Source organism: Prosthecobacter fluviatilis (assembly GCF_055388355.1).
Window position 1 is genome coordinate 1029195 of sequence record NZ_AP043782.1, and the last position, 21983, is coordinate 1051177.

Consider the following 21983-nt stretch of genomic DNA (forward strand, 5'->3'; position numbering starts at 1 on the left):
TTCAGAACGCATTTCTGGCGTCAATTTCGACCGCCGGCCAGGTTTTCGCGCGTGTCTATTCCGCGATCTTTCGGACTACTTGCAAATATTTGAATGCGGAGTGCCTACCATGTTCCCCTGCCCAAGCCAGCAGTTGGGCAAAGTCTCCGAGGCTACCTCCTAATGAGAGGGCCGAGGTTCCCCTCGCCGTGGCCGATCTGAGCCGACATCTGCGCCGACTACGGCACCACAGACGGAGCCGGGGAAGAGACAGGCAAGGACGAGAGACGGGCTGCGGAACTGTTCATCCGCGGGAGGGCATAAAGAGAATTCAGAATTGGCAGGGGATCAATCACGCGCGGGACCGGCGGGAAGCCACGGGCCATCTCCCCACATCGCTCGACGCCTGCAGAAGACACTTGTCTCCACTTATCCCATTGCCAGGCCCTCTAGAGTCATGTTGTCCGCAATGACGTCGTGAGCGATCAGCGCGTACTTCCAAGGTTTGCCGCCATGCTCCAGAGCGTGTTTGCTGGCGTTGGCACACCATGTTTCAGCAACTTCCTTCTTGGCTTGGACAACGGGGTCTCCCATTTCGTTTTTAGCCTTCGGTTCGAGCATGTAGATAGTCGTTTCAGTTTCGGCCACGAAATCGGGGACATATTCGGGCTGGTTGGCGCCTTCCCGGTAAAACATCTGAAACTGCCCTTTGGCAGGCTTGAACCATTTGATGGCATCGCGCTCCAGGATTCCGGCAAGGCGGCGCTCGGCATCGGAATGGAACTTCTGTGTGGGATACAGGCACTTCTTGAAGCCGCCGAACAGGTACTTCGCCATGTTGCTCTTGTCTGCGGGTGACTGCCGGTAGTCGAGGGGTGCCTCGCCATGCTTCGCGGTGTAGGCGCTGTCCTTGAGTTCGGTGAACCCTCTGCTGATCACCACCTCGTAGCCCACCACTTCCTCCCGGAAATGCTGGTGCATCTGGGCGTGGATGGCATTGGCGATGTCCTTCTGGTGGGAGTGCAGCACCTGCCAGACTTCTTCCTCGGGGAGATAGCTCAGGAAGTGCTTCACGGTCTGGGTGGCGAGGTCGTAGAGCAAATCGGCGTTCGTATCGTAGGAGACATCGTCGAAGTCCACCAGTCCGGACACCACATAGTCCTCCATGCGTTTTTCCCGGGCACCCTCGTTGCCCACGGTCACGGCCTCGCCCTGGTTTGTGTGCAGGTTGTGCACCCACAGGTCCTTGGAGGGCAAAGGGAATTTCATGCTGGTCAGCTCAAGAGTGAAGGGTTCAAACCAGCTCTTCACCTCGCCCTTCGGCACTACGAGAATGCGTGGGATGGGGATCATCTCCTTAACCACGAGACTGGTGGTCTCGCTGACAATGGCCGCCACGTCGATCTTCGGCGCGACGCCTTCCATTTCAAGCTGCTGCGGCTGGTACTGAGCCACCACCTCCTGCACGATGAAGCTCTGCACCTCGGGAGCTTTCAGCGCCTCCATGGTCGGTGCCTGATCAGGCCTGGCCTCCAGCCGCTTGATCACTGCATAGGCCATCTGGGCCACGCGCTGCTTTTCAGGCGTGTCAAAGGCGGGCTTGGTGTCCTTGCCTGCATTTTCCGTGCTGCGCGTCTGGTTCTCGGGCTGGAAGCCGAGCTTCGCTTTCAGATTGGATTCAGAGACCACCGTCGCCGTCTTTTCCTCGGCTTCTTCCGCAGAGAGAATCACCTGCTGCATCTTAATGACCGACCCGGGCTTGCTGGCCTCATCGACGATCTCCTGGAATTTGTCATGGGCGATGATGCTCAGCCTGTCCACGGCTGCCACGCCGGTGCGTTTGCCGTAGGGCAGGCGCAGGCCGCGACCGATGGACTGCTCAATGAGGATGCGGGCATTGGCGGCGCGCAGCGGCACGATGGTGTAGAGGTTCGTCACGTCCCAGCCCTCCTTGAGCATGTTCACGTGGATCACGATCTCCGTGGGCGACTCCGTGTTCTCCACGGCCAGGAGGTCCTGGATCATCTGGTCCTCCTCCGCTCCCGTTTTGCTGCTGTCCACCTGGATCACCTTGTCTTTGTAGCGTCCTTCAAAGAATTCCTGGGACTTGATGAGGTCCACGAGGCTCTTTGCGTGCGTCGTGTCCCGAGCGATCACCAGCACGAATGGCTTCACGATGCCCACGGATGCTTCGCGGGCGTAGGTTTCCAGCAGGACCTTGGTCTGCTCGTGCATCCGCACACCGTCTTCCAGCTTGAGCTTTTCAATGGCCTCAGCTGACATCCCCTGGGGGCTGAAGTCCTTGCGTGTCACCACGGCGGGCTCTTTGACAAAGCCATCGTTCATCGCCCGGCCCAGGGGGTAGTCGAGAATGACGTTCTTGAAGGGCACAGCACCCTTGGGGCCTTCAACAAAGGGCGTGGCGGTCAGTTCCAGACCCAGGATGGGCTTCAGCTCATTGATGGCTCTCACCCCCGCGCTGGCACGGTAACGATGGCTTTCGTCCATGATCAGGACAAGGTCCGGCAGGTTTGCCAGATATTCAAAGTAGCTCTCGCCGATGTATTCGCTGAGGCGCTTGATGCGGGGGGATTTGCCGCCGCGCACCTCGCTGTTGATCTTGCTGATGTTGAAAATGTTGATCTTGCAGCGCAGGAGCTGGTCAAAGAGCGTACCGGCCTTGGATTCATAATCATCCCCCGTAATGATCTCCGGCGCATCCGTGGCAAACTCCGAGATGCCCTTGAAAACATACTTCCGCGTGTTCGGCGTGAAGTCCGTGATCAGCTTGTTGTAGATCGTCAGGTTCGGGGCCATGACGAAGAAGTTGTTGATGCCGTGCTCCAGATGCAGGTAGGCGATGAAGGCCCCCATGAGGCGCGTCTTGCCCACGCCGGTGGCCAGCGCAAAGCAGAGGGAGGCAAACTCACGCTCAAAGTCCGTCACCGTGGGGAACTCGCTGCGGATGGCTGAAAGGGCTGCTGCAAGGTCGGGCGACTTCTTGGAGCCGCCCTTTTCCCAGGAAAGAATTTCCGTGAGGCGGTGCAGCAGTTCCAGCGAATCACGCTGCGGCTTGCGCAGGCTCAGGCGGCCGGAGATGGCATTGACGTTTCGGTTCATTTCTTTTTCTTCGGAAGTTTTCTGGCGGTTTGTTCCAGCTCGCGGACGGCTTTCTCTCCTTCGTTCTCTGCCAGTGCCCGCCGCCTGTCCTCAAAGCGGGCATACTCTTTCTCCGCGTGGGCGTCTGCCTGCTGGCGGGAGCGCGTGCCCGCGCCCGGCAGCACGGGGCGTTCGTTAAAGGCCAGAAAGCTGTCCAGCTTCTCCTGCCAGTCTTTCATGAAGACCTGCCTGCGCCTCCTCGCCTGGTCTTCCGCATAGTCCAGAAACATGACCACGATGCGGTTCAGCTCGTCGATCTCCGCCTCGTTCAGGTAGTTCTTGGCCACGGTCACATCCGCCTTGCGCACCACGTCCCCCTTCCAGGTGGTCAGGCCCATGTTCGGCTGCGTGTGGTCCGCCCGGGCGGTGATGAGCTCCGGCGCTGTCTTTCCCGTGGCGGCAAAGTGCAGCTTGTTCTGGATGACCTGGAAAAACTTCACCGTGTCCCCCTCATTCGGCTGGTAGTCCGCAGCCAGGGCAAAGATCTCCTTCACCCGCAGGTACATCCGGCGCTCGCTGGCCCGGATGTCGCGGATGCGCTCCAGCAGCTCGTCAAAATAGTCCGGCACTCCCGGGCCCGGCGGGTTCTTCAGCCGCTCATCGTCCATGGTGAATCCCTTCACCAGGTATTCGCTGAGCCGCGCCGTGGCCCACTGGCGGAACTGCGTGCCCCGGGGGGAGCGCACGCGGTAGCCCACGGCCAGCACCGCCTCCAGATTGTAGTGGCGCACCTGCCTTCTGACCGTGCGCGCCCCTTCCTGGCGAACTTGTAAGTAATCCTTACAAGTTGAGGCTTCGTCGATCTCCCCCTCCTCAAACAGGGCCTTCAGATGCAGGGTGATGTTCTGCGGCGTCGTCTGAAAGAGGTCCGCCATCAGCGCCTGGGAAAGCCAGAGGGTCTCATCCTCAAACCGCACCTCCAGGCGGGTGCGGCCATCCTCCGTCTGGTACAGGATGAATTCTGAGCGGGGCACGCCTTCCTCGCTCATTTCCCCGCACCTCCATCATCATCAAAGAGGCTCATCTGGCCGGGCTTGGCCGGGGCCTGGGGGAGGTTCTCCACCTTCAGGCTGTAGTCGTCCTTCCCCCACTCGCAGCGCGTCAGCACGGCCTTGGGGATCTTCTTCACCGTCAGGTTGCTGTAGCCCTCCTTCCGGCCGCGGAAGGCGCTGCAGACCACCAGCAGGCTGCGCTCCGGCCCCACCTCATCGCTGAGCTGCTGGAGCTGGGCATGGCTCAGGTTCGCGGTCGTGGTGTAGATGAAGTCCTGCTCCGTGCTGTGTCCCTGCTGCCAGTAGACCGTGTCGCTGGGCGCATAGGTGAACCCTTCCAGCTTGCACACCGCCTCCGCCAGCATGGGCGCATTGTATTCCGGGTTGATGACGAGTTGGTCCCACTTGTCCCGCAGCAGCAGGGAAGGCGCCAGGCGGTAGTAGCGGAAGCCACCGCCACCCTTCCAGCCCACGGCCTCCGTGATGCCTCCGGGGTCCGCCCCATCCACCACCTTTTTCAAGCGCGGCAGGCAGTGCGTTTCGCAATGCTCTCCCAGCTCAATCCCGATCCACCGCCGCCCCATTTTGTGCGCCACCGCCGCCGTCGTGCCGGAGCCGAGGAAGGAGTCGAGCACGAGGTCGCCGGGGTTGGTGGCGAGATCGAGCACTCGTTTGATAAGTGCTTCTGGCTTCTTGCTTTTGGGGAACTCAACTGCTCCTTCCGCGTGCAAGTTATTGGACAAAACATCATCCCAAAGCGTTGTAAGCGGCTCGCCCGCCACAAATTTTCCATCAATACTCTTGAGCTTATCTGAGTAGAATAACAAGCGCTCACCACCTTTGAGGTAGATGTCTGAATAACCATCGCGCTGGAGCTTTAAGATCCGTTCCTTTGAACGTTTTGACTCATCAATGAGCCTTCGTGCCTCAGCACTTACACCGTCGTAGCTGGGGCGCGCTGTACGGATCACCCGGTGCGCATGCTTGACCACAAAGTCATCAATTTTTTCAGGTTCGGATTTCGCAAGAGCACGAGCATCTTTGTCACTCAGTCCCATATGCCCCGCAAAAGCCTTCATCAAAGTGGTGAAAGTCCACTGCTCGAATGGGGCTTCGATGTTCTCGATAAATTGACCGTACCGGTCATCTCGCTCGCGGGCGGTGAACACTCTGTTCGGCGTCCAACTCGCCTTCTTCTTAGCATAGATGAGAATAAAGTTGGTTGTGCTTACGCAACCAGGGTTGATTGACTTGTGTCCCGTTGCAGACCCTTGTTTGAAAGTGACGATAGCAACTCGGTTCCCACGTCCGAAAATTTCATCCAAAAGCACTGTAAGATAACCAAGCTCATTGTCATCAATGTGGACAAATAAGGTTCCTTCTGTTGCAAGTAGCCGATGAAGAATGACTGCACGATCACGGATAAGTCGAAGCCAATCTGAGTGCTCAGTTGAATCGTCGTAGTGCTCGAACGCTTGTTGGGTATTGAAAGGAGGATCGATGTAGATGCATTTCACCTTCCCTGCGAAGTCCTGCTCCAACGCCTTGAGGGCGAGGAGATTGTCTCCGTGGATGAGGCGGTTGTCGAAGAGGTCCCGGTCCGTGACCCGGTGCGCAGCATGGCAGGACTTGTCCGGCTCCTCCAGCAGGATGCGCGGCTCCAGCTTCGGCCGATGCTCCTTGCCGATCCAGGTGAGTTCGAGTTTTTGTTTTTTGATCATGCCAAACCTCCAATCTGCGGAGCTTTCGAAATCATGTAATCAAAAAGTTCTTCTGGGTAATTTTTATTGGGCCTGGCTCGCTTGATAGCGATGACTGGATCTGTGGACAATCCGTAATGTTTCAGCATGACCTTCTCGACAATGGGCAGCGCGCGCTCTTGACTGCGATACATGACGAGAGGAGTTCTTCCGGCAAGCTGGGCTTTAGTTTCATCCCAGAGCGCCTGACGCAATTCATCGAAGGGGACACTGAGAGATGTCTTAATTTTTTCGGTTTGAAACAACAGAGTGCTCGATTGATCGCGAACAATCCGTTTAGCCAAAATCCACGCTAATGCTGATGCGCCATGTTTGTAGGTAAGTTTTTCTTGACCAGTCCCTTGAGACTCTATGTCCATCCGATTGTACGCATATCGCGCAAACCGCACAGCGTTCACCACTTGGAACGGTGTTGTTACACCGTTTACCAGATTCTTGTAACGTTCGGCGAAGATGTCCAATAAACTTGAAGGCTCATTTTTCAGCCAGAGAATATAGCGGGGATCCTTATTGAAAAGAGCTAAAGCATGAATTGCTTCTGAAGCTTTGATTTTTTTATCACTCACTACTCCATCATTTTGCTCGGCTTTGTAGGAATATTGAACACCGAGCACAGCCAGTTCACGTCGAAGACGCTCCTGTTCATCGTCGAGCGCAAGGAAATCGGCTGACTCTACTTTATTCTGGTGATTCCGAGCCCGGGTAACGCTTTTGCCGAAAGATCCATCTGCATCCGCTTGAATCAGGGTGATGGTAACGCGCGCGGAAGAGATGTCGGCAGCTGGATTATCTGCAACGAACTGTGCGGCGGACGAGATGGTTTGAGCTCCGTTAATCACAGAAAAACCTGCAATTTTCAGACGTTTGCCCCCACCGCTATTCTTCGTGCTTTTCGCTTCGATGCGTTCACAAAGAACAGTGACACCATTATTGAGATAGAAGAAGTGATCAGGTCTATCGCGCAATGTTGTCTGAATTGACTGACTGACTTCGGTCTTTGGCCCTAGGAACAGGCGGATGTTTTTGTCAAAGAGAGCACTCTTCTCCTTGGTATAAAGTTCTACCAAGTCAGAAACGCGAATGTATCCAAAATAAGTTGTTCGAGGGTCTGTCATTGTGGCCCATTTGTGGATGGTCAGTTTATCCACATCAACACGACGATTCGCACGGCTTTCCTGTAACGCCGGAACTATGCGCGAAGCATCGAATTCAAGCACGGACGAGGCAAGCCGTTCGTCGCCGTGGGTGCCATCATTGATCAGTTCAGTCAAAGCGGTAGTGGCGTGCTGGCTCATGCCAGCTCCAATATGAGCCACTATAAGTTGTATCGTTACGCAGTCATCAAGTGCATTCTCGATCTCGACCTGACGGCGAGTAAAGTGGGAGTTAAAGCCGGTGAAATCTTGAACAAGGCACTTCCTCACGCCCTGACAAAACGCCAACGCCTCGTCCTGCCTAAACTCAGCTCCTTGCTTTAATTTTGTCTGAACGAGATATAAAGTTTGAGATGGCCCATGAAAATAAATAGCATCGATTCCCACGTCTTCGAAGTCATCGATCACGGCCTCTGAGGCTTCCTTCTCGGAAATGCCAAGCTGGTGACGTAGCGTAAAGGCACTAAATGCACGTGACCTATTTTTGGTTGCCTGCTCTGCGGGCGGTTTAGTATTAGGCAATAGCGCTGGCAGATGCGCAACGTAATCAGATTCCAGATTGGAGTTCAGCAACGTGAGATGCTCGGTGGAAAGGGCAGGCATGATGTTATCTGAAGCGTATTAATTTATTTTGTTTGGCGTAGTGCACCACGGATTCAAGCACATAACGTCCAATGGACGATGAAGAGCGATTCGAGAGCTGTTTGCTGGGACAGCTTCCCCTCGATCTTCCCGATCAAGTCCTCGCGCTGCTGGTCGATGGCATCCTGGGCTTCAAAGAGGGAGCGGCGTTTTTCATTGCGCTGAGCCTCGACGGCTTTGATCTGCCTCTGGCTGGCGAGCTTGTCCTCCAAGGTCAGGGCGGTGGCGGCGGCGCGGCGGGCTTCCTTGATGAGGCGGTCCATCTCCTTGATCTCGCGCTCCAGGCCGAGCTTGAGGTCATCTGCCCAGCCGTCGAGCTTCTGGGCCTCGGCCTCGTAGTAGTGGCCGTTGCGCCGGGCGATGATCTGCTGCAGCTCCGCCTGGCGCTGGGAGGTGATTTGCGCCAGCGACTCCGGCACAGCCAGGCCGGGCGCCTGCGCACGCACTACGGCGGGCAGATCCAGCAGGCGGCGGGCCCGCTCCTGATCCAGCAGCACACCGGCGTCTGTGGTGGCGGCGTAGATGAGGTGATCCTCCGCCTGATCCATGGACTCCACCGTGAAAAGAGAAACCGTCAAGACACCGGACTGACCCCGCAGGGGCTCCAGGATGCTGATCTTGCTGCCGTGCTCGGCATAATGAAACTCCACCTCGGCAGGAGGCAGATCACGCTGCTTTGCGCTGGTCAGGAGCTGCTCCGCGAGCGGATGGCCGAGACGGTAAACATGCGCCGCGCTGGTGCTGCGCGGGAAGACGTAAAGACCGGTGGGAATCTCGCTTCCCAGGGAAGCGGGAACCCTGTGAAGCTCAAAGGCGGACTCGCTGTGAAAGGTGGCGTGGTCCCGCAGCTCATGCCGGGTGAGGGCCATGAGCTGCTTCTCAAAGTGCTTGAGGAGGGTGCGGGAGTTGTCGTCCCGGAGCTTGAGCTTGGCCTGGACCTCTTCGTCGAAATTTTCCAGCAGCTTTTGCCGGGTGATGCGGAGGGCCTCATTGATCTCGAAATTCAGCTCGAGCTGGAGCTGGTCGAAGGCTGCCTTGATCTGCTCCGGCCTGCGGCAGCTCTGGTAAATGGCGGCGATGCGCATTTCAAAGTCCACGCCAGACTCGATGGAGCCGAGCACCTCGTCACTGGAGCCAAAGACGCCGGTGAAGAGGGTGAACTTCTCATGCAGGAGCTGGTAAACGCGGAGGTCAGCCTCGTTCCTCTGGTTGAGGAAATTGACCACCACGACGTCATGCTTCTGCCCGTAGCGGTGGCAGCGGCCGATGCGCTGCTCGATGCGCTGGGGGTTCCAGGGCAGGTCGTAATTGACGACGAGAGAGCAGAACTGGAGATTGATACCCTCCGCTCCGGCCTCGGTGGCGATCATGATGCGGCCTTCCTCGCGGAAGTAGTCCACGAGGGCGCTGCGCATGTCTGCGGTGCGAGAGCCGGTGATTTTGTCGGTGCCCTTGTGCCGCTCCGCCCACTTTGCGTAGATGGCCTTGGAGCTGTCGTCTGTATTCGTGCCATTGAAGAGGACGATGCCGTCTGCATAGGGACTGTCTGCCAGGAGGCGGAGGAGGTAGCTCTGGGTCTTGCGGGACTCCGTGAAGATGATGGCCTTTTCGGCAGCGCCGAGCTCTGCGGCTGTCTCAAACGCGATCTGGAGAGCAACGAGGAGGGACCGGCCCTTGGCATTGTGATCAATGGAGACGGCGAGGCGGGTGAACTCCTCCAGGTCCGCGATTTCTGCCTGCATGGCCTTGCGGTCCTCAATGGTCAGAGGCTCCAGCTCGTCTTCTTCGTCCAATTCCTCGGCTGTTTCGTCGAGAGCCTCGTAATCTGCATTGAGATCTTCCACCAGTGGATGGCCCAGCAGGTCCACGCTAAGTGCATCATCGGCCTGCAGCCTGGCCTTCATCCGGTTGGCCATGGAGGTGAGTGCTCCGGCGATGGCGAAGGAGGAAGAGGCGAGCAGCTTCCGCAGCACGAGGGTCATGAGCTTTCTCTGACTCGGGGGCAGGGCCTGCAGATTGGGCCGCTGGAGGTAGTCAGAGACGAGATTGTAAAGCTCATCTTCGCTCTCGCCGGGATCGAAGGGCTGGATGATGGCGTGACGCTTGGTGTAAGGCACGTAGGCGGTGACCTGCCTGCGGAGGGTGCGGTGGCAGATGGGCCTGAGGCGTGCCTTCAGGGCGTCATAGGTCTGTGCATTGAGATTGACGAACTGCTCCCGGAAACTGCGCAAGTCGCCAAAGGTGTGGTCATCGATGACGCTGACGAGGCCAAAGAGCTCCTGAAGGGAGTTTTGCAAAGGCGTGGCCGTGAGCAGCAGCTTGTGCCGCTGATGCAGGGCCATTTTGAGCATGTTTGCGATCTTGTTGTTCGGCTTGTAGACGTTGCGCAAGCGGTGCGCTTCATCGATGACAACGAGATCCCAGTCCGTGTGATGGACGTCTGCCGCCTTGGCGGCAGCGAACTGATAGGAGCAGATGACAATGGCATGCTCCTGAGTCTCGAAGGGGCGGAAGTGACCCTTCCGAATGGCGGCGTTGTAGGATTTGGCCTCTAGAATCTGGCAAGGGAGAAAGAACTTTTCGGCCATTTCCTGATGCCATTGTTTGCGCAGATTGGCCGGGGTGATGACGAGGATACGCCGCTTGCGCTCCGCCCATTTTTGGGAAATGACCAGCCCGGCTTCGATGGTTTTCCCGAGACCGACCTCGTCTGCAAGGATGGCACCCTTTGACAAGGGCGACTGGAAGGCAAAGAGGGCCGCGTCGACCTGATGCGGATTTAAGTCCACCTGGGCCCCTGCCACGGTAGCCGCCAGCTTCTCCACGCTGTCCGAGGGACAGCGCCGGCTCAACTCATGGGCGAGGTATTTGGCCTGGTAGTCGGTGATGGGCATTCAGGATTTCCCTCATCAAAGCCCGGGACGAATCTGATGGCAAGGATTTGCACGAACACAAATAACAGGAAATAAAGCAACAAATAATGCATAAACGCCTAACATGGACACGGTATTCTCCCGTGAGTGCCGCTGGGTATACCAGCCCAGCCGGTTCTCGACTCTCAGGCCAGCTTAACCTTAGCGCTGCCTGGAGGAACTTGACCCCTGAAGGCACCTTGCTTGGCAAGACGGCAACTCTCAACTTGGTCAAGTTCCACCAAGAGCCTTGGCCACCTGCTTGATCGTGGATGCCCCCACCCCTCGCCGACGCATCTGGCGGGAGTTCCTGTGCAGGACGACCGAGCGCCCAAAGTTATCCATGGGGGCGAATTCGCACTGCACGATACCGTGCACTCCCAGCCCCTGAGTGCCGTATCATGACAGCAGACCGACGCAAGCTCCCACCTGGATCAATATGGAGAACTCAGCAGAAATGATGTCGGCCAGCGCATGCTCCCTCTGCTACTTAAAACTATTTTCCCACAGCCAGACGATGGGCATACTTCCCCGGTAACCCTGCATCCAAAATGGCCTTCTGTGCCGCCGCGATGTCGTACGGAATTCTTCGCCACCACACGTCCTGCTCGGCGCGGCGATACACCACATAGCAGGCCCGCTCATCCTTGTCGCGCGGCTGGCCCACCGCGCCCACATTGACCACTTGTTTGCGGTTAGCTCGCACGGATTCCAAGCTGGTGATGTGCAAGGCCCTATCCTCGCCCTCCACAAACATTTTTGGCTGGTGGGAATGGCCAATAAAACAGAGCGGCTTGGACTGATGGGCAAAATGTCGAGCAGCTGCAGCAGGCTCCAGGACATAGCTCCATTGCTCGGGCTGATGCAGCGAAGCATGAACCGCTTCGCAGTCCCTGCCCTGCCAGGTCATAGGCAGTGCCCCCAGCCAGGCCCGTTGTTCCAGCGTGAACCTGCCCCGTGTCCACCGAATGACCTCCGCTGTCTCGGCGCTCACATTTGGCAGCTCCTCGTCCGCTGCCACATAGACTTCATGGTTGCCTCTAAGAATGACCTGGAAGTCACTCGCAATTAGCAGTTCCAAGCACTCGGCTGGTTGTGCCCCGTAACCGACGATGTCGCCCAGACACACGCGCTCACGGATGCCTTGCTTTTCAATGTCCTCAATCACGGCCTTCAGCGCCGGAAGGTTTCCGTGAATGTCACTGATGATGGCGACGGGCTCATGCATGAGGATCAAAGCTCAACATTGAGCTCCAGAAACCCATGGAATTCAACTCATTTGGCCATCCACTCATCGGGATCAAGCAGCTCTGGAGCGGGACCGGGCTGAAGTGACTATCCATTGGTTCAGGACCTCACCAGCTCCTTGGCGATTTCCTTGATCGTGAATTCCTCCACTCCGCGCCGCCGCATCTGGCGGTCGTTCCAGTGCAGGACAAGGGAACGCCCGAAGTCCTTCATGGGCTCAAATTCGCGCATCACGACATCGTGACCATCCAGCCCATGAGTTCCAAAGGAGGGCAGCAGCCCCGCGCAGACGCCTTGCACGATGAGTTCTCGCACCTGCAGCATCGAATCACATTCGACCACGGGGTGAAACTCTCCCACGGCGGCGGTCATGGCACCTCGAAAGGTTGCGTCCAACTGGCCGCCACCGCCATTCGCCGCGAATGGCAGTGATCGCCACATGGCAGGGTCACTGAGGGCTGCGATGGATTTTCCACCTAGCAGTTTGCGGGAGGCGCAAAGAGAAAACGCCACGCGCTTGCGCAGTGGCAGACTCGACTTGAGCCTCAACTCCTCGGAGATGGCGTCATCGCGAACGATGGCGAAATCGAGCTGCCCGTCTCGGATACTCTCCACGAGTTCTCGGCTGCGTTGTGAGGATAGTCGCAGGGCGGAGTCCTTAAGCACGCTTCGAATCTTGGAAACGCAGGGCACCACCAGCCACTCCAGCACGCTCGCGCCGGCTCCGATGCTGAACGTCCTGCGCCGACCGCACAGTTTCTTTTGAAAATCCTCCAGATCTTTAAATTGCGACCTGACGAGATTCGCCAGACTTTCCCCGGCCTCCGAAAGCGCCAGTGACTTCCCGCGCCTCACCGTAAGTTCGGCGGAGAAGTATTGCTCCAGCTCCCCGATCTGCCTGCTGATGAGCGCCTGCCGGGCAAGATTGTCTGGAGCCGCCTTGGCGATGGAGCCTTTTTCGGCAAAGGCCAGAAAGTTGCGGAGCCGGTCCAGGGAGAGACCATTCAGGGATGGAAGAGCGTCACTCATAACTTACTTTAAAGTTATATGTACACTATTTTACCTCATAGTCGATGTGCATTTTTCAGGTCATGGTGGGGATGCAATGAAAACACAGCCCTACGACCTGATCGGAGACATCCACGGACAACACGACAAACTCACCAACCTGCTGGGAAAGCTGGGCTACCTGCCCTACGGCAGCGGTTTCCGCCACCCCGAGGGGCGCAAAGTCATCTTCCTGGGGGACTACATTGACCGCGGTCCGAAGGTGAGAGAGGTCCTGTTGACTGTTCGGGGCATGGTCGAAGTCGGCGATGCCCTGGCCATCATGGGCAACCACGAATACAATGCCGTCTGCTACCATACCCCGGACGGCAAAGGCGGATGGCTACGCGAGCACTGCGAGGAAAAGAACCGTCAGGTGACTGCCACCCTGCGAGCCTTCGAGGGACGCGAAACCGAATGGGCGGACTGGCTGGAATGGATGAAACGCCTGCCCATGTTTCTCGACCTTGGCGCACTGCGCTGCGTCCACGCCTGCTGGGATACCCGTCGGATCAAACGACTGATGGGCCACAGCGTTGCAGATCCAGCCTTTTTACGCACCAGCGCCACCTCGCTGACTCCTGAGCACCGGGCTATCGAAAACGTGCTCAAAGGCCCGGAAATCCCCGCCACAGACGGAAACCTCTTCCACGACAAAGATGGCACCTTCCGCAACACCATCCGTGCTCGGTGGTGGGACATCCGAAAAGGGCTCACAGTGAGCGACCTCGTCATGCCACCCGGCAGCATGTCGGACTCCATGAAAGTGGATCCATGGGTACTAAACCGCCTGCCCAACTACGAGCCAGAGGAGCCACCCGTGTTCTTCGGTCACTACTGGCTGCCCGCCAACGCTCCCAAGGCCCCACAGGCCCCCAACATTGCCTGCCTGGACTTCAGCGGCGGCCTCGATGGACCTCTTGTAGCTTATCGCTGGGACGGGGAAAAGACGCTCAACGCGGAGAAATTTGCCATCTCGGATCTGAACTAAGCCAACCATGCCAACAAACGGCAAGCTTCAGATCTTCGTCGACGCTGCACAAAGTTGCGCCATGCAAATGTTGGGCAACGCCACTTATATTCAGGCCGAGATGCCCAGTCTCACGCTGCCAGAGGGCATGAGAGAACAATTGGGCACGCTGTGTGACCGCCTCACTGCCACCAAACACGATGTCATCTCAGAATTATTTGAGCTGTCTCAAGCGTCAGAATCTTCCACCCCAACGGCGGAGATCAAAATGCGGGTCGCGAGAATCACACAATGGCTCTGGGAAACCATGCTGGAGATGAATGAGGTGGTTCAGTCATTGCAGACCGCCTCTGAGGCAGACACGCAGTTTTTCGGCAGTTGGCTGCTGGTCGTCGAATCGGCCCCCCATATTCTTGAGCCCTTCAACCGCACATCAGAGGCCGCTGATGCACTACTTCTAAGTGAACCATGACCCAGACGGAACTTCCATTTGGCGCACCCGATGAGGATTCCAAAGTTGCCGCCATCGACCAGCTCATCCGCAGCGCCCTGAATTATAACACGGCAAAGGGGCTGAGGGCGTTGCTGGATTTTGCCAGCCAGCTCCCTGCCTACTCGCCATTCAACTGCCTGCTGCTGCACATCCAAAATTCCAACGCCCGCTTTGTAGCTCCTCCCGAGAAATGGCACAAACTCAAGCGCACACTCAAGCCTGGAGCACGACCTTTGGTCATTCTTGCCCCCATGCGCCCAGTGATGTTCGTTTTTGATGTCACGGATACCGAGGGCGGCGACTTGCCCCTCGAAATCATTGCGGCCATGGAAAGCAGCTTTGACGTTCAAGGAGAAGTGTCTGAGTTGGCATATGCCCGGCTGTGCAGGCTTTGCACCAGGGCAGGCATTGCCATCGAATACCACCTGCTTCACCCCGATCTCGCAGGAGCTATCAGCCCCACCCAAGCAGGGTATGAAATCAGGATCAATGCCACCCATTCCCGCACCCAGCAGTTCGCAACAATCGCGCACGAGCTTGGGCATTTGTTCTGCGGGCATCTGGGTCGGCGCCAGGATGGGTGGTGGCCCGAACGCTCGGCAAATCTTGACCTACAAACGATGGAACTCGAAGCCGAGGCTGTCGCCTGGCTTGTCTGCCAGCGCTTTCGCGTCATGCCCGCCTCCGCTTGTTACTTGTCAGGTTACCTTCAAGAGGGGACAAAGCTGCCAGTGTTCAGCCTAGATGCCATTCTGGTAGGTGCGGGAGCCATCGAAGAAATGGCTAAAGGACAACTGCCTGCGCGGCTCAGGGCAAGAAAACAGCGGTCAAAATCCCCCTCCAAACCATGAGCTTTTCCGCAGATACACCGAACTGGGTCGATGAAGACACGCGAAAAACGCTAGTCGTCATGGATCTTTTGAGAACTGCCATGCACGCCGAGACCGATCCAGCCGTCAGGGCAGAAATCCAAGATGAAATGGGCTGTGTCGCGCTTTCGTGGTTCATTTGCCAAATGAAAACCGACAATGCCGATTGATTCTAAACCAAAGCCGCCTTCGTGGCCTTACCGGATCTATATTGACCTCAACGCCCCGTCCTTGTCAGCTTCTAGAGGCCGACGCTATGCCTGCGGCAGGGCCAATCTTGAGGAGGCGGTCGCAGAATGCCAGCGAATCACGCGAAACTCCCTTCTGGCTCTGCATGTACCCGGAATGACTGCGGCGGATCTTAACTATGCCTACTTGGAGTCAGGACTCGACCCTTTTATCACCGGATCCCCGTACGTTCCTTTTTCGGCCAGGGCCTTCGCCCGTGATTGCTGCTGTGAAATCACTGACGAGGTCATTGAGCACCCTGTCCGAGCTCATCCATGTGACAAAAGTCCCCCTCCCCGCCTGATCAATAATCCTGCTGCAAAACCGGTGATTGGCAGTTGGAGAAAGGATATCCGTTGCATCAACTACCTTCCAAACTCGTATGCCGAGGCCTGCAGGCTGGCCGATATGCAGGGTGCCTCGACATTGAATGATTTGATCAACTCGATAGGCGAGGCTTTTTCAAGCTAGGGCGCCTATTCCGCAAGCTGAGGATCCCAGAGACGTCTCAGGTATTGAGAGGAACGAATTTGAACCGAAAAAATGCACAGCAAGTGCACAGCGGAAATTTTGTCCTATCTAATATCACCTCCTTTCGGGAGGTTTAACTCACTCAGAATGAAGGTGGTGGGCAGGGCTGGATTCGAACCAGCGTAGGCGTAAGCCAGCAGATTTACAGTCTGCCCCCTTTGACCGCTCGGGTACCTACCCATTCTCCTTTCGAAGTGGGCCGCGATTATGGTATAGGTGCAGGGCTTTGCAAACGCTTTGTTCCTTTAAAAGATGGAAAGTAGGAAGGGCGGTGACAACCTCTCAACGCCTGCGCTTGCCACGGCGCTGGTGGGTGGGCCTGATGATGATGGGATTTCGTGCATGCAGCACTTTGAAGCCGCCGGTTTCCACGATCTTTTCCGTCTCTGCAAAGGTCTCTGCCAGCAGGTTCTCGTACGGGAGCTGGCGGTTGGCGACGAGCCATAGCTGCCCCTGGGGACGAAGGGCCTGCGCGGCGGCGGCGATGAACTTGAGACCGATGAGGGGATCGGCCTCTTTGCCTTCATGAAACGGGGGGTTCATGATGACGGCGTCAAACTTCGTGCGATCAAAGCCGGCGGTGATGTCCTGCCAGTGCGGCTGGGCTTTGACCTTGGTGGGCACGAGCCCGAGATTGCGGCGGGCGCATTCAAAGCAGTCGCCGTCGGCGTCGTAGATGTCGAGGCTGTCGATGTCATGGCAGTGGCGCAGGAGGTGGTCGCTGAGAAAGCCCCAGCCGCAGCCGAAGTCGGCAACGTTTCCGGCGATGGTGTCAGGGAGATGCTGTGCCAGGAGGGCCGAGCCCTCGTCGATGCGGTCCCAGTTAAAGAGCCCTGGGCGTGACCAGAAACGGCCGTCCAAGATGCGGCGCATGACGGCGCCCTGACGCCAGCGCTCGAGGAGGTCGGACTTCCATGGCTTGCTGTCCTCCTTGGTGGTCCAGAAGACGCGGCAGTGGTGCTTGGAGAGGGTCTCCACGGGACCGGGGGCGACTTCCCGGAGGTGCTGCTCGCAGCGTTTGCTGCCAGCGTCGTTGTGCACGGCGGCCATGAGGACACCGCCAGGGGCGAGGTGGTCGTGCGCGCGGGCGAGATCTGCGAGCATGAGCTCGCGCTGCGGATCTGGCAGGACGAGGACGAGATTGAAGAGGCCATTGATCTCGCGCTCGGCACGGTACCCCGCGGCCTGGAGGAGGCTGGCGCGAGGCTTCCAGGTCTGCTGGCAGACGAGACGGCCTTCAAAGTGCTGCAGGGCGGGATGCTCCTGGGCGCGGAGAAAGAGCACACGCCCCTCGGTGCTGATGTCTGAATTGACATCCAGGGCGTACATGAGGGCGTCGATAGCGTAGGACATGCGTCGGTGTAGAAGTGAAAGTGAAAAGGTGCGGGGCCATCAAAGCGCCCAGCGGAGCAGATGGGGTGCGGCGTAGGAGGAGAAGGATAGCAGCACGAGGCCGATAAGGACTGCTGCGAGGCCGATGATGAGGACTTCGAGGACTTTGACACTTAGAAGCGAGCGGCGCGAGACGCCGACGTCTTCCAGCGTGGCAAATTCGCGCTGGCGCAGGCGGAAGGAGAGCGCAAAAACGAGCGCAGTGACGAGCAGAGCGGCGGTGGCGGTGAGAAGCAACGCGCTGGCGGCAAAGCCCTCCAGGCGTACGAGCTGGGTGAGCAGCGCCTGCATTTCGTCGCGCGGGCGGATGAGCTGCTGCTCCTTGGAGCGGGCGTACTGCCCTGCCAGCAGCGCCTCGGCCTTGGCATCTTTGGGCAGAAGAATGATCGCGCTGATGGGGTAGGCGGAGACATCGCCATGAAAGTGGAAGGATGCGATGTTTGCATCTGTGACTTCATTGTACATGCGCACGGCGGCGTTGCCGACGATGTTGCCGTCCTCCTCTTTTTTCAGAATGACGGACTGGTCTTTTTTCAGGTCGTCATGGCCGTGGGAACGTCCCTCGATAAGCCAGGCGGTTTTGAGGTCGACGAAGAGCGCCTCGTCATCGGGCGTGCCGTTCGGGGCCAAAATGCCGGTGACGCGCATCTTCAGCGGATACACGCCTGCCATGTCAAAGGCCTGCTCGGGCGAGGAAAAGATGTGCCCACCGGGCTGGAGGCCGCGCTGCTTTGCCAGCGTGGCTCCGACGACACAATCTCCCAGGCGGCTGAGCTGCCTGCCTGCGGCGAGGTGCAGTCCGCGAAAGGGGAAGTACTCCAGCTCAGTGCCTACAATGGGCGCGCCCTGCGCCTGATAGCGCACATGCAGCGGGATGGCAGCGGCGGTGGTGGCCGCGCTGGCGGAGTGGTGGTGCTGCAGCTGGGTGAGCACGCCAAAGGGCAGCGGCAGGAGATTTTCACGCTTGAAGTAGAGCGCGGTCATCATGAGGTCGAGCGCGCTGCCTCGCGTGCCTACGATCTGCGGCGTGGCGGCGGCGCGGGCGCGAAGCTCCTGCTGCGCATGCTCGATGAGGACGCGCAGGCAGAGCGGCAGAGCAAAGACGAGGCCCAGCGCGCCAGCGAGCAGCGCACTCTGAATGCGATGCCGCAGCACGTAGCGTACGGCGAGGTGGAGAGCGGCGCTCATGCGGTGGCGGCGAGTTCCTCCATGCGCAGGGTTTGATCAAAGAGAGGCAGAAGGTTGGGATCATGCGTGACCATGACGAGGCAGGCGCCGCGGCTGCGCGCATCCTCCAGCAGCATGTCCACAACAATGCGTCCGCGCACGGGATCGAGCGATGCAGTGGGCTCGTCCGCGAAAACAAACTGCGGCTCATGGACCAGCGCACGTGCCACGGCCACACGCTGACGCTCCCCCTGCGAGAGCTGCGAGACGCGCTTGTCCAGGTAGCGGTCGATGTGCAGGCGCTGGGTGAGGCCGAGCATCCTGGCACGTTCCTCCTCTCCTGCTGCTCTGCGGAACTGATGCGGCAGCAGGATGTTTTCAGCAACGGTGAGGTAGTCCAGCAGCGCGAAGTCCTGAAACACGAGACCGATCTGCCGCAGACGGAAGGCACGGCGGGCCTCGGGGCTCATGGCGTGCAGATCGGCAGTCCCCAGGCTGACGGTGCCTGCCGTGGGTGTGAGCAGTCCGGTCAGCAGGCGCAGCAGCGTGGACTTCCCTGCCCCGCTGGGTCCGGCCAGCGCCAGGGTTTTACCACCTTCCAGCCCGAGCTGAGGCACATGGACACGAAAGCCCCCGCCGGAATAGGCGAAGCGCAGGTCGGAGACTTGGAGGCCGGTGGTTGCGGACATGCAGACCTACTCTTTAAAGCAGCAATCCCGCGACACAAGCGGTGCAATAGCAGGCCAGCAGGCCGCCGATCATGGATTTGATGCCGAGCTGCGCGAGTTCTGCACGACGCTGCGGCACCAGCGCGCCGATGCCGCCGATCTGGATGGCGACGCTGCCAAAATTCGCAAAACCGCAGAGTGCGTAGGTGGCGATCTCCGCACTGCGTGGCGAAAGCGTCCCGCCCTGCTGGCTGAGGTGCAGGTAGGCGAGGAATTCATTGAGCACGACGCGCTCCCCCAGCAGCGCGCCTACCTGGCCGCACTCCGCCCAAGGAACGCCCATCAGCCAGGCGCAGGGGGCATTAAGCCAGCCGAGCACCAACTGCAAGGGCTGCGGCACGTTTTGCCCAAAGACACGCAGGCCGAGCGAGAGCATGTAGTTGCACAGCGCCACCACGGCGACAAAGGCGATGAGCATGGCCATGACATTGAGGGCCAGCTTCATGCCATCGCTCGCGCCATGGCAGAGCGCGTCGATGCTGTTGGTGGTTTCGCGTTCAATGAGCTGCTGCGCGCCGTGCGCGGTCTCGCTCTCCTCGGTTTCGGGGATCAGGATTTTCGACATCATCAGTGCTGCGGGCGCGCTGATGACGGAGGCGGTGAGCAGGTGCCCGGCGGAGATGCCAAAGGACACATAGGCGGCAAGCACGCCGCCTGCAATGGTGGCCATGCCGCCGACCATCACGCAGAGCAGTTCGCTGCGGGTCATGCGCGCAAGGTAGGGCTTGATGATCAGCGGCGCTTCCGTCTGTCCCATGAAGATGTTTGCGGCAGCGGCCAGCGTTTCGCTGCCGCTGGTGCGCATGAGGCGGCGCATCACCCAAGCGGCGGCACGGACCACGCGCTGGAGAATGCCATGATGATAGAGCAGCGAGGAGAGCGCGGAGATGAGGATGATGCTGCCAGTCACCGTGAGCGCCAGGATGAAACCGCCACCGGGCCCAAAGGCAGCGCTGAGCTTTTCCGGCGTGCCCAGCGGGCCAAACACCAGAGCCACGCCCTCGTCTCCAAACGCGAGCAGGCGGCGGAACATTTTCTCAAGCAGCGAGAACGCGCCATGCCCTGCCTGCGTGCGCAGGATCAGCACCCCCAGTACGATCTGCAGCGCCAAACCGGTGATGACGACCCGCCAGGGAAAGCGCCGCCTGTCTGTGGAGAGCACCCAGGCCAGTGCCACAAACACCAAAAGACCGAGAAGGCAGATGAGGCGGGACATTCGGTTTATAGTTTCGATTTAGAAGAGCCAAGCTGGGCAGAGGGCCTCCGGTTTCATGCCGGAGCCACTCCTGCAAAAGTTACCGCTGGTCAATATCCCAACCGCTGCGGCCAAACTCATAGGGCTCGTCCACACGGCCTTTGCCGGGAGTCCAGTCGGTGGGAAAGGCCTGCTTGATCTGACCATGGTATTTGGACGGATGCTCCGCCAGCTGAAACGGCACCCCGGGCGTGGCACGGATTTCTTCGGCGGAGTTGTTCAGCACGGTGGGCTGCACCACCCAGTTTTTACCGCTGGGGTAGTAGAACTGCTTGGAGTCATGGTGGTAGTAGGCTTCGTAACGCGGATAGTAGGTGTAGTTGCCGCTGTTGCCGAGCCGGGGCGCCAGAACTGAAAGCCCGCCCGGATAGCCGTATCCCGGAGTGGGCAGGCCATACTTGAAGCTGCATGCCGGAAGAAGGAGCAGAAGCGTGAGCGTGTGGCAGATGATGAAAAGTGATCGCATGCAGGATGAGTAGCGGGTTTCCGGCAGGAGGCAATGCTCCAACAAAGGCGGAACACGTGCTCGACAAAAGATCACCTCATCGAATACTCAGGCCGCTCCCAGCTTTCCGAACGCCATGCCGCCCACCAGCCCCACCGTGCCACGCAATGTCCTCATCACCGGAGCTTCGACGGGCATCGGCGCCGCCTGCACACGGATGCTGGCGGCACGCGGCTGGCGGGTGTTTGCCGGCGTGCGCCGTGAGCAGGACGGTGGGGCTCTTCAGGAAGGTGCCGAGGGCCAGATCGTGCCCGTCATCCTGGATGTGACGAACCGAGAACAGATCAAAAGCGTGGTGCAGGAGGTCGCGGCGCAGTGTGGTGCAGAGGGGCTTCAGGGAGTCGTCAACAATGCAGGCATCGCGCTGGCGGGGCCGCTGGAGTTCATGCCTCTGGAGGCTTTCGAAAAGCAGTTTGAGGTCAATGTTCTGGGCCTGATCGCCGTCACACAGGCGGTGCTGCCGATGATCCGAGCGAGCCGTGGCCGCATCGTTCTTACGGGGTCAAATTCGGGCTTCATGTGCGAGCCCTTCCTGGCGGGCTATGGCGCGACCAAGCATGCGCTGGAGGCCATCGCCGATTCACTGCGCATCGAGCTGCGCCCGTGGGGAATCGAGGTGGCGCTGATCGAGCCGGGGGCGATCAAGACACCGATCTGGAGCAAGTCACGCGAAGCCGCGGAACGCCTGTTTGATGGCATGCCTCCCGAATGTGAAAAGCTCTACGCAGCCCCCATCGGCGCGCTGCGCAAAATGGTGGAGAAAGTGCCGTCCATGGCCATCCCGCCGGAGCGAGTGGCCAGGGCGGTGACGCATGCGCTCGAGGCGCGCAGGCCGCGCACCCGCTACCCAGTGGGGCTGGACTCTGTGCTGGGCTCCGTGCTGGTGCGCATCATTCCGGACAGGCTGCGGGACTGGCTGATCCGGAAATTCATGGGCATTTAAAAACTGTCC

General features: G+C 58.8%; 17 protein-coding genes and 1 tRNA gene. 5 read left to right on the top strand and 13 right to left on the bottom strand.

Annotated elements, in window-relative coordinates; translation table 11 throughout:
• Positions 1-408 precede the first annotated feature (408 nt).
• From ACZ5WW_RS03770 to ACZ5WW_RS03800, 7 genes are all read right to left on the bottom strand, one after another.
• The gene (locus ACZ5WW_RS03770; protein ID WP_377167728.1) at positions 409-3099 is read right to left on the bottom strand and encodes a DEAD/DEAH box helicase; all 2691 of its coding nucleotides are present in this window, start codon (positions 3097-3099) and stop codon (positions 409-411) included.
• Positions 3096-4127 carry a virulence RhuM family protein gene (locus ACZ5WW_RS03775; protein ID WP_377167725.1) on the bottom strand — a complete coding sequence of 344 codons (1032 nt, stop codon included), beginning with the start codon at positions 4125-4127 and terminating at the stop codon, positions 3096-3098. The genes ACZ5WW_RS03770 and ACZ5WW_RS03775 overlap by 4 nt, the downstream gene beginning before the upstream one ends.
• Positions 4124-5851: a site-specific DNA-methyltransferase gene (locus tag ACZ5WW_RS03780; RefSeq protein ID WP_377167722.1), complete on the bottom strand. Its 1728-nt coding sequence runs from the start codon at positions 5849-5851 to the stop codon at positions 4124-4126. Before ACZ5WW_RS03780 ends, ACZ5WW_RS03775 begins: the two co-directional genes overlap by 4 nt.
• Positions 5848-7647 carry an AIPR family protein gene (locus ACZ5WW_RS03785; RefSeq protein ID WP_377167719.1) on the bottom strand — a complete coding sequence of 600 codons (1800 nt, stop codon included), beginning with the start codon at positions 7645-7647 and terminating at the stop codon, positions 5848-5850. Before ACZ5WW_RS03785 ends, ACZ5WW_RS03780 begins: the two co-directional genes overlap by 4 nt.
• A 53-nt stretch (positions 7648-7700) precedes the next feature.
• A complete protein-coding gene (locus ACZ5WW_RS03790; RefSeq protein WP_377167716.1) occupies positions 7701-10580 on the bottom strand; it encodes an SNF2-related protein in 2880 nt (959 codons plus the stop codon).
• A gap of 514 nt (positions 10581-11094) precedes the next feature.
• The gene (locus ACZ5WW_RS03795; RefSeq protein ID WP_377167713.1) at positions 11095-11826 is read right to left on the bottom strand and encodes a metallophosphoesterase family protein; all 732 of its coding nucleotides are present in this window, start codon (positions 11824-11826) and stop codon (positions 11095-11097) included.
• Between the two features lie 119 nt (positions 11827-11945).
• Positions 11946-12875, bottom strand: a complete 930-nt coding sequence (locus ACZ5WW_RS03800) for a LysR family transcriptional regulator (RefSeq protein WP_377167710.1) — start codon at positions 12873-12875, stop codon at positions 11946-11948.
• 76 nt (positions 12876-12951) lie between these two features.
• Here ACZ5WW_RS03800 and ACZ5WW_RS03805 point away from each other — a divergent pair, with 76 nt between their 5' ends.
• Genes ACZ5WW_RS03805 through ACZ5WW_RS03820 form a run of 4 tightly spaced genes read left to right on the top strand, consistent with a single transcriptional unit; the run spans position 12952 to position 15395 of the window.
• On the top strand, positions 12952-13884 hold the full coding sequence (locus ACZ5WW_RS03805; RefSeq protein WP_377167707.1) for a metallophosphoesterase: 933 nt from the start codon (positions 12952-12954) through the stop codon (positions 13882-13884).
• Between the two features lie 7 nt (positions 13885-13891).
• Positions 13892-14335 (top strand): hypothetical protein, encoded by a 444-nt coding sequence (locus ACZ5WW_RS03810; protein WP_377167704.1) that lies wholly within the window; start codon positions 13892-13894, stop codon positions 14333-14335.
• Positions 14332-15207: an ImmA/IrrE family metallo-endopeptidase gene (locus tag ACZ5WW_RS03815; RefSeq protein WP_377167701.1), complete on the top strand. Its 876-nt coding sequence runs from the start codon at positions 14332-14334 to the stop codon at positions 15205-15207. The genes ACZ5WW_RS03810 and ACZ5WW_RS03815 overlap by 4 nt, the downstream gene beginning before the upstream one ends.
• Positions 15204-15395 (top strand): hypothetical protein, encoded by a 192-nt coding sequence (locus ACZ5WW_RS03820; protein WP_377167698.1) that lies wholly within the window; start codon positions 15204-15206, stop codon positions 15393-15395. The genes ACZ5WW_RS03815 and ACZ5WW_RS03820 overlap by 4 nt, the downstream gene beginning before the upstream one ends.
• 683 nt (positions 15396-16078) lie before the next feature.
• Here ACZ5WW_RS03820 and ACZ5WW_RS03825 read toward each other — a convergent pair.
• The 6 genes from ACZ5WW_RS03825 to ACZ5WW_RS03850 form a co-directional block, all read right to left on the bottom strand.
• A tRNA-Tyr gene (locus ACZ5WW_RS03825) sits at positions 16079-16164 on the bottom strand.
• Positions 16165-16266: 102 nt separating this feature from the next.
• Positions 16267-17337, bottom strand: a complete 1071-nt coding sequence (locus ACZ5WW_RS03830) for a class I SAM-dependent methyltransferase (protein ID WP_377167695.1) — start codon at positions 17335-17337, stop codon at positions 16267-16269.
• A gap of 39 nt (positions 17338-17376) precedes the next feature.
• A complete protein-coding gene (locus ACZ5WW_RS03835) occupies positions 17377-18564 on the bottom strand; it encodes an FtsX-like permease family protein (RefSeq protein ID WP_377167692.1) in 1188 nt (395 codons plus the stop codon).
• A complete protein-coding gene (locus ACZ5WW_RS03840) occupies positions 18561-19232 on the bottom strand; it encodes an ATP-binding cassette domain-containing protein (protein ID WP_377167689.1) in 672 nt (223 codons plus the stop codon). The genes ACZ5WW_RS03835 and ACZ5WW_RS03840 overlap by 4 nt, the downstream gene beginning before the upstream one ends.
• A 13-nt stretch (positions 19233-19245) precedes the next feature.
• Positions 19246-20487: a NupC/NupG family nucleoside CNT transporter gene (locus tag ACZ5WW_RS03845; RefSeq protein WP_377167686.1), complete on the bottom strand. Its 1242-nt coding sequence runs from the start codon at positions 20485-20487 to the stop codon at positions 19246-19248.
• 79 nt (positions 20488-20566) lie between these two features.
• On the bottom strand, positions 20567-20992 hold the full coding sequence (locus ACZ5WW_RS03850) for a hypothetical protein (RefSeq protein ID WP_377167683.1): 426 nt from the start codon (positions 20990-20992) through the stop codon (positions 20567-20569).
• A 115-nt stretch (positions 20993-21107) separates the two neighbouring features.
• On the opposite strand from ACZ5WW_RS03850, the gene ACZ5WW_RS03855 reads away from it, so the two are divergent.
• A complete protein-coding gene (locus tag ACZ5WW_RS03855) occupies positions 21108-21974 on the top strand; it encodes an SDR family oxidoreductase (protein WP_377167680.1) in 867 nt (288 codons plus the stop codon).
• Positions 21975-21983: the final 9 nt, after the last annotated feature.